Here is an 11,623-nt window from a genome sequence, read left to right as displayed (position 1 = left end):
TTTACCGTAGGAGAGAGGAGAGGAGACCTAATGGAACAGTGGTTAAACATGATATCCGATATCGGTTTTCCGATTTTAGTGTCATTTTATTTGTTGCACCGCGTCGAAGTAAAGCTGGATGCGATTCATGCTGCACTCGTTTCGTTAAAATGAAATCCATTTCACAAAGATGTACGAAAGCTGTCACTTAGTAGTTCTTGTCAACGCTTACAACCTACGTTAGGATGAGGATAGTGTAAGGTTAGGGAGAGTGTTGACCATGAAACGTAAATTACTAGGGCTAGTTCTACTGCTGACTTGTGCATCCGTGCTAGGAGCATGTGGAAATTCAAAATTTAAAGCAGATTATAGCCTGGAAATACCCGAATTTGAACATGTAAATCAACGTGGTGAAACGATTTCACTAGAAAGTTTGAAAGGCAAGCCTTGGATCGGCATGTATATATTTACGAACTGTGTGTCGATTTGTCCGCCCATGTCATTGAATATGGCACAAGTGCAAGAAAAGCTCCAGAAAAAAGGAGTAGAGGATTATCATATTGTTGCCTTTTCAGTAGATCCAGATGTGGATAAACCAGAGGTGTTAGCCGATTATCTTAGTAAATACAATGTACCAGATGAATCAAAATGGAACCTTCTAACAGGATATTCACAAAAATATATTGAACAATTTGCTGTGAAAAATACCAAAATTTTAGTGAAAAACGACCCTAACAGTGATCAAGTCATACATGGTAATCAATTTTTCTTAGTCGATAAAGATGGTGTTATCGTCAAAATGTATAATGGCTATGCTGAAAATATTGAAGATGTCCCAATTGATACGATAGCTTCTGATATCGAAACATATATTGATGAAAATTTATAAAAAGCAATAAACCGTCTCGGACTTAAGAGACGGTTTTTTGTTCTGGAAAAATAATCTTTTTCTAGTTGAGCATCGTTTATAGTATAGAAGGAGGGACAAGCATGTCTGATAACGAAAAATTAGAGCAACTAATGGCTATACATACGGAGCAATTATTTCGAATTGCTTATTACTATACAAAGGATTTACAACTAGCCGAGGATATTGTGCAGGATGTTTTTATTAAATTCTACCATCAAAAACATTATGAAGAACGAGGAGAAATGAAGGCTTACTTGGCACGCATGACGATTAATAAATGTAAGGATTACTTAAAAAGCTGGGCATATCGAAAAATTACATTTCAGCATAAATTTTTTACCAAACAAAAGTCGGTCTTGCAGGATACACTTATTCTTCAGGATGAACAAGATTTATTAGATGAAGCAATTTTACGGTTACCCATTAAGCCACGAGAAGCGATTGTCTATTATTACTTAGAGGAAATGACAATTAAAGAAATTGCTGAATTACTTGAGATTCCTGAAGGTACGGTGAAATCACGTTTAAAAAAAGGGAAAGAGCTTTTAAAAGTAGATTTACAAAATATCGAATGGGAGGTACTTTTCCATGGATAAGCATACAATGCATATTTTGAAGGATGTCACAGCTCATAAAGAGGCGATCATTCAAAACGTTCGACAACAAATCCAACAGCAAACACATCCATCCAAGACAAAGTGGACATATCGTGCAGTCACAATGTTGATCACTTGTTCGCTCTTACTATTTATTGCGTGGCAAGCAATACAACCAATGAATCAATTGGCGACTGAGGTAACGGATGAAGGGGAAGTACCTACATTCACTGAATTATTTCAGACAGAGGTAGATGGAACTGCTACAACATACAGTCAGTATTTTCAAATTGCCGATTCACTCAATCACCGAGAAAATATCAAGTATTATGCTCCGCTTCAAGGTTTCGGGGCTATGCAAGAAGTAGCATCTACAATGGGGGATGCAGTCCATCTAATTGAGCCTAAAGATCTGCCGTTTCAAGCAAATATTCAGGAGGTCTATGCGGTAACTTCAGATATGAAAGATGGTAGCCTACAAACGCAATTTCAATTTAGCTTTAAAGAAAAATCTCTTGCAGGTGTAGATTTGCAGTATATTCATTTTACAATTACGAACGTAGAGCGTAACCCATTAGCTAACCGTAAACTTACAGAAAATATTGAGAACATTGAGGGGAGTAACCTCAAGAATGTAGGCTTTAATTTTTTGAACCCTTTGTATTATCGAGAGATGACTCCAGACCGAGGTTTTGCATATATATACTATGATTATGATGAGGCAGATAAGCGAGTCTTTCGAATGACTACAACCAGTGCTAATGAATTTTATACGTATGATAACGGATATGTTTATCATATTGGTTATCGAATAAATGGTGATCAAGAAGAAGTCCAAGAAAAAATGGTAGCCATCGTAAGAAAATTTATTTCTGGCAATTAGCTCATCCTATTGTAAAATGATAGAAAAGAAGGGATGGGGGTCAATGACAACGATTGCGCAAACCTATTTACAGGTTGTTCAAAAGAGATTCCAAAATGTGAAAGAGTTAGGGGATAAGGCTCTTGCCCAATTAGAAGAGGAACAGCTGCACTGGGCGTATAATGAAGAATCTAATAATATAGCTGTCATTGTGAAGCATGTTAGTGGCAATATGATTTCACGTTGGACGAATTTTTTAACGACAGATGGTGAGAAGGCTACAAGAAATCGGGATGATGAGTTTATGGATAGTCTTCATACAAAAGAATCTATTATCGCAGTTTGGGAAAAGGGCTGGCAAGTCTTTTTAGATACTTTGGCGAGTTTAAGCGAATCTGATTTGGAGAGGCATGTTACCATTAGAGGAGAGCAGCTAGCTGTGATCGATGCCATTGAGAGACAAATGGCTCATTATGCACAGCATGTTGGTCAAATTATTTATATTGCGAAACAAGTAAAGGGCTCTGAATGGCAAACATTAAGTATAGCAAAAGGGGAGTCTCAAGCTTTTACAGAGGCCATGCTAGAAAGAAACCAATCATAAATACACAAGATCGTAGCAATCATCTGTTGCTACGATCTTTTAATTTGCTACATAAAGCTTGTACATGGCTGTTTCAGAGTCAATGGCTTGCGCAAGGTCAAACGCCTCCTGCTGACTTTTTTGATTGGTGATGATTTCATAAAAATAACGAATAACAAACATAAGATTCGCATTGCCGTCAATATAATCATCAGGTGCTAAATAGGATTGACAGCCACTCGCTAAAAAGGCTGTTGCTAGCTGCTGCCAACCTAATGTACAGCCTGTTGCTAGAACTTTGACATTTTGTAGCCGGCAATAGGACTCAATATGCCTTGGTCCAAAGTATAGATCTTGAGGTTCATCGTTCTCATACACTTCTTCGCCTAACTCGGGTAAACAAAAGCGCCCTTCATTGCCGTGGAAATTTAAAATAAGATAGTCCATTCTGCCATAAAGGTCCTCTCCAGATAAGACATCAATCAAATCATTGGGTCTTCCAATCAAATGCAGTGTGACCCTGGCGCCAAATGATTCAAGTGCCGCTCTAATGGCCATGGATTCGAAATCACAATCTGGTCCAACTACTAAATTTACATATAACTCTGGTTTACTCAAAGTCTCTTCACCTCCATTATTAGTATAAATGAAAAGTTAATATTACAGGATACATTGTCAATTGCTGATGTTCAGCAGGCTATTTATTTACTAGAAAAAGCGAAATTACTCCTATATTGTCATCATAATAATGGCGAATATAGGGGATTTTTATTTTTCGGGAAAGACTGAATAGTAGGAAAATCATAAAATTGTTTGAAAAAATTTTTTTCGTCCGATAAAAGTAAGGGGAGAAATGTTATGCAGATAAAGAAAGGGAAAGATGGTGGAAAAATAGAGTATTTTTTCACGTGTAAATTAAAAGGAGACTGATATATGAAGAAACTATTTAGCAGTTTTAAAGGCAAGCTTTATACGCTATTTGCGCTTGTATTACTTATCCCTGTGATATCTGTGGGGAGTTTATCCTACTTATCTGCAAAAGATTCCATTAAAGAAGAAATTTTATTTAGTGCCAATGAAAGTGTAGGCATTTTAAATAAGCTTATTGATAAAACCATTAGCGAAAAAATGGATGAAATTAACGTCTTTAGTAGTGAAGTAGATGCTCAACAGTATGAGCAAGCACAAGCATCGATTGTGTCAAAATTACAGCAATATACTAAGCTGAATCCAGATGTTTTGAGTGTTTATATTGGCATGAATAACGGTGATTTTACACAGGAGCCTCGATTAAATGATGCGGACTACAATCCATTAGATCGAGATTGGTATAAAGAGGCAACAGCTCTTAAAGGAGAAACCCTAATCACTAACCCTTATAAGGACGCAGGAACCGGCGATATGGTGGTGACAGTTGCCAAACAGATTAAGGATCACTCTGGTGTTGTGGCAATTGATATCAAGCTAACAGACCTGCAAAAAGTTGCCGATTCGATTCGGATTGGGAGAAATGGCTATTCCTCTATTTTTGGGGAAAATAACTTGGTCATTTCACATCCGACCCTAGAAGCAGGCGGAGAGCTGAAAGAAAGCTTCCTTGATAAAATGTACGAAAATTCATCGGGCACTTATGACTATGTCTTTGACGGTGATGATCGAATCCTGTTCTATACAACAAATGAATTAACAAATTGGAAAATTACCGGAACAATTTTTGCTGAAGAAATTGATGAGTCCGCTTCCTCCATTTTGTATCATACAATTCTTGTATTAGTGGCAGCTATTATTATTAGTTCCATCGTCTTTTATTTTGTAATGAAGGCCATTATTAAACCAATTAAAGCATTAAAGGACAGCGCCGTTACAATTAGTAAAGGTGATCTCACAGAGACGGTGACGGTTTCTTCAAATGATGAGATTGGTCAATTAGGGCAGGCCTTTAATGACATGCAAGAAAGCTTACGGACACTAATTCAAAAGATTGAACAAAACGCAGAGGAAGTCGCTTCGTCAGCAGAAGAGCTAACAGCCAATGCGAATCAGACAAGCATTGCGACTGAAAAAGTAGCGATTTCGATTCAGGATGTCGCAACAAGTGCTGATTCTCAAACGATTAGCGCCAATAAAAATGCAGAGTCACTGCATGAGCTTTCAACAGCTATTCTTCACATAGCGGAAATCTCCTCTGCTGTAACCGATCTTTCACAGCATGCAACATTGCAAGCAGATGAGGGTGGACAAGCCGTTCAAAATACAAAGGATCAAATGCAGTCCATCCATTTATCCGTAGCGGATTCCAATGCGAAAATCCAAACTTTACATGAACGATCACAGCAAATTACATCTATTTTAGATGTCATTACAAGCATCGCAGATCAAACTAATTTACTGGCACTAAACGCAGCAATAGAGGCAGCACGAGCGGGTGAACATGGAAAAGGCTTTGCGGTTGTGGCAGATGAAGTGCGCAAGCTAGCCGAGCAGTCACAGGAATCGGCAAAGCAAATTTTTGAGCTGATTCGAGGAATTCAACAAGAAACAGAGCAATCTGTTACGATTATGGCGAAGGTGACGGAGGATGTGCAAAGTGGATTGCATATTTCAGATGAAGCTATTACAAAATTCCAAGTTATTATGGCAAGTATGAATGAAATTACGCCTAAAATGGAGGAAGTATCCTCAGCCTCAGAGCAAATGTCTGCAGGTGTTCAAGAGGTTGCAGCAGTTACGGAAGATCTGGCATTCTCAGCAAAAGGTAATGCAGCTGCGTCAGAGGATGTAGCGGCATCGACAGAGGAACAATTAGCTTCAATGGAAGAAATCAATGCCTCTGCTCAAGCACTAGCACATATGGCAGATGAATTAAAGCAACTCATTAGTCAGTTTAAATATTAAAGCAAAACGCCACTCCTGTTAAATTAGGAGTGGCGTTCGTTGTTTTATCGATCTTCTTCCCAACAATCTGTATTTTTTAACGTTGGAATCGATTTTGCATAAAAGACAGGGTTTTTACCAGCTTTACGTTGTAGGGTAAAGTCGTCTAATACAAGGAAGGCAATTTTTCCAAGAAGCATAATAATAGCAATATTGATGAGAGCCATGAGACCCATAAATAGGTCAGCTAAGTTCCACACAAGCTGTACCTGTGCTAACGAGCCAAACATTACCATAACTAACACTAAAATACGATAGCTAAACATCCAACCTTTATGGGCATTCATAAATTCAATATTGGATTCACCATAATAATAGTTACCGATAATCGAGCTAAAAGCAAAGAAGATGATGGAAATGGCAATGAAATATGGAGCCCAGCCCCCAACATGCACAGCTAAAGAATCTTGCGTCAAAATAATGCCGTTGCTTTCACCTGTATCATATAAACCAGCTAAAATAATGATAAAGGCTGTCGCCGTACAAATCATAATCGTATCAAAAAAGACACCTAAGCTTTGTACAAGCCCTTGCTTCGCGGGATGTGAGGTATTGGCAGTAGCTGCTGCATTAGGCACACTACCCATACCAGCTTCATTGGAAAATAAACCACGACGTACCCCTTGCATGATAGCCGCACCGATTGCTCCACCAGCCGCTTCTTGAAGACCAAATGCGTGCGTGAAAATTAGTTTGAATACATTCGGTATTTCAGATAAATTTGTCACCACAACAAAAAGGGCTACAAGTAAATAAAAGATCGCCATGACAGGTACAAGAATTTGTGTTACTTTTACAATTCTATGTACACCACCAAAAATAATTAATGCTGTTAACACTACTAGCATAACCCCGATGGCCTTTGGACTTATGTCAAATGCATCTCCAACTGAAGTTGCGATAGTATTCGATTGTACAGCGTTAAAAATAAATCCAAAGCTTAATGTTAATAGAATACTAAAGATAATACCTAGCTTTCTTTGACCTAATGCCTTCTCCATATAGTAGGCAGGTCCACCTCGGAACGTATCGCCATCCTTGACTTTGTACACCTGCGCTAAAGTACTTTCGATGAAGGCGGTTGCCATCCCTAAAATAGCGATAATCCACATCCAAAATACCGCACCAGGGCCCCCGACACCAATGGCTAAGGCAACACCTGTGATATTCCCAGTGCCAACACGTGAAGCGGCACTAATCGTAAAGGCTTGAAACGGTGACACACCCGATTCGCCATCTCTTTTTTCAACAATCAGACGAAACATTTCAGGAAAAAGACGAATTTGTACAAACTTTGTACCAATTGAAAAATATAATCCTGCTGCTAAAAGTAAAATAATCAGGATATATGTCCATAAAATATTATTTCCGCTATCTACAATAGATGAAATCCATTCCATAAGTTGTCCTCCTTTCATACAATACGTTTAAGTCTACACTGTTTTTTTATAAAAAATCAACTTTTCTAAAATAAAGAATTATATTAAAATTTTGCGATTTCAAAATAGTAAGTTAGAAATTGTATTTTTAATTATTGTTTCATAGTAAACTACAATAATTATTTTATAGAAAATTATAGGTATTTGGAAAATTCTCTTATTTCTGCGCATGTTCCGCGTATAATAATAGAAAAAAGGAGAGTGATTTTGATGAAAACAATCGGCTTAATTGGTGGCATGAGCTGGGAATCGTCTGCACAATATTACAGACTTATCAATGAACAAATCAAACAACAGCTCGGAGGCTTACACTCTGCGAAATGTATCCTATATAGTGTTGATTTCCAGCAAATTGAGCATTTTCAGGCTAGAGGAGAGTGGGACAAGGCGGGCGAGGTCCTTGCTCAAGCAGCACAATCACTTGAGCGAGCAGGTGCAGATTTTATCGTTATCTGTACAAATACGATGCATAAGGTCATTGATATTATTGATGCATCTATCACCATTCCTATTTTACATATTGCGGATGCAACAGCTCGGCAAATTAAAGAAGCAGGCCTACAGAAAATTGCCCTTCTTGGCACGAAATATACAATGGAGCAAGCGTTTTATAAAGCAAGAATAGAGGACTTTGGTATTGAAGTCATTGTGCCAAACGAACATGAGCGAATAGAAGTAAATCGTATTATTTATGAAGAACTATGCTTAGGCAATATTGTGCCAGCCTCTAAGGCATACTATGTCCACGTTATCGACGAGCTTGTGAAAGCTGGTGTAGAAGGGGTCATTTTAGGCTGTACAGAGATTGGTCTGCTGATTCAACAGGAGAATGTTACGATTCCAGTATTTGATACAACAGCCATCCATGCACAGACTGCTGTAGCGATGGCTATTCAGGAGGGAGCAAATTATGCAGGGGAAAGTAAGACAATTAGGCATTAAAATTGGCACCTTACCAGTCGGCCAAAAAAACTGTATTACCGACGTAGCTGGAGTCCGAGTGGGTCATGTCACACTGGATGAGCCATTAGATCAGCATGGAGGCTATGCGTGCACGGGCGTCACAGCCATTTTACCGCATAGCGGCAATGTATTTCAGGACAAGGTGACGGCTGCAAGTTATGTGCTGAATGGCTTTGGAAAAACGACAGGGCTTGTACAGGTCAATGAACTAGGGGTTATTGAGTCACCCATTATGCTAACCAATACTTTCGGTGTGCCAGCAGTTACGCAAGGCACGATGCGTTATATGCTAGACATGAATGAAGACATTGGCCTCACAACAGGAACCATTAATCTCGTTGTAGGCGAATGTAATGATAGTTATTTAAACTCCATCAGAGCCTGTGCTGTGACACCAGAGCATGCCATCAAAGCGATTTATCAAGCCTCCAACGATACCGCACAGGAGGGAGCCATTGGTGCAGGAAAAGGCATGATGTGTTTCGGCTATAAAGGAGGGATTGGTTCATCTTCTCGTCTTGTTAAAATCGAACAACCTGATGTTAGCTATACAGTTGGCTGCTTAGTTCTTAGTAATTTTGGACAAAGTACAGACTTTTTAGCCGAGCATTATGTAGCTTCACCTATTCAAAGCAAATCGACCTTATCACCAACAGATGGCTCCATTATTATTGTACTTGCGACAGATGCTCCACTAAGTAGCCGACAATTGACCCGCGTCATTAAACGTTGTGGTATCGGTCTAGGACGGACAGGCAGTCATTTTTCGCATGGTAGTGGCGATATTGTCATTGGCTTTACAACTGCCCATCGTATTCCTCATAGCACTGACCAGCTAGTTGAAACAAGAGCACAGCTACGTGAGGACCATCCTATCATGAATCAATTATTTGCTGCTGCTGCAGAAGCAACAGAGGAAGCCATTTTGAACTCACTTTCACAGGCACAGACAACGGTTGGTCGTAATGGACATACGATAGAAGCATACTCATTTCAAAAAGCTATTGAAACATAGACCATGTTTCAATAGCTTTTTTTGTGCACTAACAGAGGATTCGTCATTTTTTTAGCATGAGTGAGCCATACATTGAATAAAATCCTTAAATAGAGGTTTTTCGACGGTATGCTGCTGGAATATGTGTCATTATCAGATAATAACCATTATTTTGTAATTATTCTTTTTTTATCTAGTCAATGCTAGAGAGTTGTGATAATATTCATTTTAAAAAAACTGAATTATCCAAAAATTCTAAGGGTGGTGTTCCAGGATCGTCAAACTATTTCAACCAATAGCAGCTGTAATGGAAAGGAACCATCCTAATACGCAGTCTGTATGTGAAAGCAATGAGCCGCTTATTCAGATCCCTGCTGCCCATCCGAGATTATTCATTGAGCCTATCTATTATCAGCAACAAATCCCTGATAGTTTACGAACAATTTATGTACGTAAAGGGGTTTTTGAGCGTTTGCAGCAGGCGTTAACATTATTACCACAGGAATATAGTCTAGTACTCTATGATGGCTATCGTCCTTTTCAGGTGCAACACTATTTGTTTAGTCATTTTTCGAGGCAATTAGCTCAACAAATGCCGCAGGCGACTTCTCAAGAAATCATGCAAGCAACAAAAAGGTATGTAGCCTTTCCAAGTGAACAGTCTGCTCATCTAGCACCTCATTTAACAGGAGGTGCCATTGATGTAACGCTTGCTGATGTAACTGGGAAAGCTTTGGATCTTGGAACAGCTTTTGATGAAATGAATGAAAAATCAGCTACACGGTATTTTGAACAGCATACAGCAGAAAATACTCTGGCTTGTCGGCATCGGCGCTTACTGTATAACTGTATGACGCTTGCAGGGTTTACCAATTATGCAGAGGAATGGTGGCATTATGATTATCACAATGTGGCATGGGCCAGACGTGTTCAAGCGCAAGTAGCCTATTACGGAGCAGTACACGCAACAATTCAAAATCATACTGTAAAGGAGTTTCGATTTCTATGAAAGTATATATTAGCGCAGATATTGAAGGCATTACTGGCACAACCTCATGGAGTGAAACTGAGTTAAATGCGCCAGATTATCAATTTTTCCAAAGACAAATGACGCGAGAGGTAGAAGCAGCAATTGAAGGTGCGATCGCAGGAGGGGCCACAGAAATTTTATTAAAAGATGCACATGATTCAGCTCGAAATCTGGATATTTCCAATTTGCCAATCAATTGTAAAGTCATCCGTGGCTGGACATACGATCCTATGTGCATGGTAGCAGGTCTTGATCAAAGCTTCGATCGTGCTATTTTTATTGGCTACCATAGTAAAGGAGGAAGTGAACGTAATCCCTTAGCCCATACGCTTTGCACATATGCCGATGTCAAAATTAATGGTGAATATGCAAGTGAATTTTTAATCAATACGTACGCAGCAGCCTTGCACGGTGTTCCGGTATCCTTCGTTAGCGGTGACGTGGGGCTCACAGAAGAAATACAGGCGTTAAATGACCACATTGTAACGTTTGCGACAAAAGAAGGCGTAGGAAATGCAACGATTAGTGTCAGCCCACAGCTAACCATTAGGGAAACGAAAAGACTGGTAGAATCTTCAATGAAGGTGCCCCGCACTGCTTTGCAGGTGAAGTTGCCAGATCGCTTCGTGGTAGACATTATTTACCGTGATCATACAAGAGCCTACCGCAATTCTTTCTATCCAAATGCCACATTCAAGCCACATAATACGGTGGAGTTTATAACCGACGATTACTATGAGGTTCTACGACTATTGCAATTTTTAACGTGAAGAGAGTTTTTCTTTGAGTTGATGAAGGAGTGAGTGGGTTCGCTCGATAGTGGGGCTACCTATCGAAGAATTCGCTCATAAAAGTGAGAGAAGCGCTCCTTTTGGTGAGGACCCCGCTCATAGCAAGGTGAGAAGCGCTCACCTTGGTGAGGACCCCGCTCATAAAAGTGGGAGAAGCGCTCGTCTTGGAGAGGACTCCGCTCATAGCAAGGTGAGAAGCGCTCATCTTGGTGATGAATCCGCTCATCTTGGTGAGGATTCCGCTCAAAAAAGTGAGAAAAGCGCTCGTCTTGGTGAGGACTCCGCTCATAGAAGTGAGAGAAGCGCTCCTTTTGGTGAGGACTTCGCTCATAAGAGTGAGGGAAGCGCTCATCTTGGTGAGGACCCCGCTCATAAAAGTGGGAGAAGCGCTCCATCTGGTGAGGACTCCGCTCATAGAAGTGAGAGAAGCGCTCATCTTGGTGAGGACTCCGCTCATAAAAGTGAGAGAAGCGCTCATCTTGGTGAGGACTCCGCTCATAGAAGTGAGAGAAGCGCTCATCTTGGTGATGACTCCGCTCATA

General features: G+C 39.8%; 13 protein-coding genes. 11 read left to right on the top strand and 2 right to left on the bottom strand.

Translation table 11 applies throughout. The annotated features are described in order from the left end of the window. Nucleotides 1-30: 30 nt before the first annotated feature. The 5 genes from RT445_RS19750 to RT445_RS19730 all read left to right on the top strand — a co-directional run bounded on the left by RT445_RS19750 (nt 31) and on the right by RT445_RS19730 (nt 2,951). Complete coding sequence (locus RT445_RS19750) at nt 31-153, top strand: YvrJ family protein (protein ID WP_004229459.1); 123 nt, start codon at nt 31-33, stop codon at nt 151-153. A gap of 106 nt (nt 154-259) precedes the next feature. Next, nucleotides 260-868 (top strand): SCO family protein, encoded by a 609-nt coding sequence (locus RT445_RS19745; protein ID WP_274796636.1) that lies wholly within the window; start codon nt 260-262, stop codon nt 866-868. A 101-nt stretch (nt 869-969) separates the two neighbouring features. Beyond that, nucleotides 970-1,485 carry an RNA polymerase sigma factor gene (locus tag RT445_RS19740; protein WP_312507015.1) on the top strand — a complete coding sequence of 172 codons (516 nt, stop codon included), beginning with the start codon at nt 970-972 and terminating at the stop codon, nt 1,483-1,485. Then, entirely contained in the window at nt 1,478-2,368 is an 891-nt protein-coding gene (locus RT445_RS19735; protein ID WP_312507016.1) for a hypothetical protein, read from the top strand. The genes RT445_RS19740 and RT445_RS19735 overlap by 8 nt, the downstream gene beginning before the upstream one ends. Nucleotides 2,369-2,411: 43 nt before the next feature. Next, nucleotides 2,412-2,951 (top strand): DUF1572 family protein, encoded by a 540-nt coding sequence (locus tag RT445_RS19730; RefSeq protein ID WP_274796640.1) that lies wholly within the window; start codon nt 2,412-2,414, stop codon nt 2,949-2,951. Nucleotides 2,952-2,990: 39 nt separating this feature from the next. Here the strand turns inward: RT445_RS19730 and RT445_RS19725 are convergent, their stop codons facing one another. After that, nucleotides 2,991-3,548, bottom strand: a complete 558-nt coding sequence (locus RT445_RS19725; RefSeq protein ID WP_274796641.1) for a delta-aminolevulinic acid dehydratase — start codon at nt 3,546-3,548, stop codon at nt 2,991-2,993. Between the two features lie 315 nt (nt 3,549-3,863). On the opposite strand from RT445_RS19725, the gene RT445_RS19720 reads away from it, so the two are divergent. Then, nucleotides 3,864-5,825: a methyl-accepting chemotaxis protein gene (locus RT445_RS19720; protein ID WP_312507017.1), complete on the top strand. Its 1,962-nt coding sequence runs from the start codon at nt 3,864-3,866 to the stop codon at nt 5,823-5,825. A gap of 44 nt (nt 5,826-5,869) precedes the next feature. Here the strand turns inward: RT445_RS19720 and RT445_RS19715 are convergent, their stop codons facing one another. Continuing rightward, nucleotides 5,870-7,264 (bottom strand): alanine/glycine:cation symporter family protein, encoded by a 1,395-nt coding sequence (locus tag RT445_RS19715; protein WP_274796644.1) that lies wholly within the window; start codon nt 7,262-7,264, stop codon nt 5,870-5,872. Nucleotides 7,265-7,513: 249 nt separating this feature from the next. Between RT445_RS19715 and RT445_RS19710 the strand changes: the two genes are divergently transcribed. From RT445_RS19710 to RT445_RS19690, 5 genes are all read left to right on the top strand, one after another. Next, a complete protein-coding gene (locus RT445_RS19710; RefSeq protein WP_312507018.1) occupies nt 7,514-8,245 on the top strand; it encodes an aspartate/glutamate racemase family protein in 732 nt (243 codons plus the stop codon). Next, complete coding sequence (locus tag RT445_RS19705; RefSeq protein WP_312507019.1) at nt 8,214-9,281, top strand: DmpA family aminopeptidase; 1,068 nt, start codon at nt 8,214-8,216, stop codon at nt 9,279-9,281. The genes RT445_RS19710 and RT445_RS19705 overlap by 32 nt, the downstream gene beginning before the upstream one ends. 286 nt (nt 9,282-9,567) lie before the next feature. Further along, nucleotides 9,568-10,269: a M15 family metallopeptidase gene (locus tag RT445_RS19700; protein WP_313471381.1), complete on the top strand. Its 702-nt coding sequence runs from the start codon at nt 9,568-9,570 to the stop codon at nt 10,267-10,269. Further along, complete coding sequence (locus tag RT445_RS19695; protein ID WP_274796650.1) at nt 10,266-11,060, top strand: M55 family metallopeptidase; 795 nt, start codon at nt 10,266-10,268, stop codon at nt 11,058-11,060. The genes RT445_RS19700 and RT445_RS19695 overlap by 4 nt, the downstream gene beginning before the upstream one ends. A 227-nt stretch (nt 11,061-11,287) precedes the next feature. Next, a partial coding sequence (locus tag RT445_RS19690) for a hypothetical protein (RefSeq protein ID WP_313471380.1) occupies nt 11,288-11,623 on the top strand: 336 nt, incomplete at its 3' end.

This window comes from Lysinibacillus sp. (assembly GCF_032093475.1).
GTDB lineage: Bacteria > Bacillota > Bacilli > Bacillales_A > Planococcaceae > Lysinibacillus > Lysinibacillus irui.
This window is presented reverse-complemented; position numbering and strand designations above follow the sequence as displayed.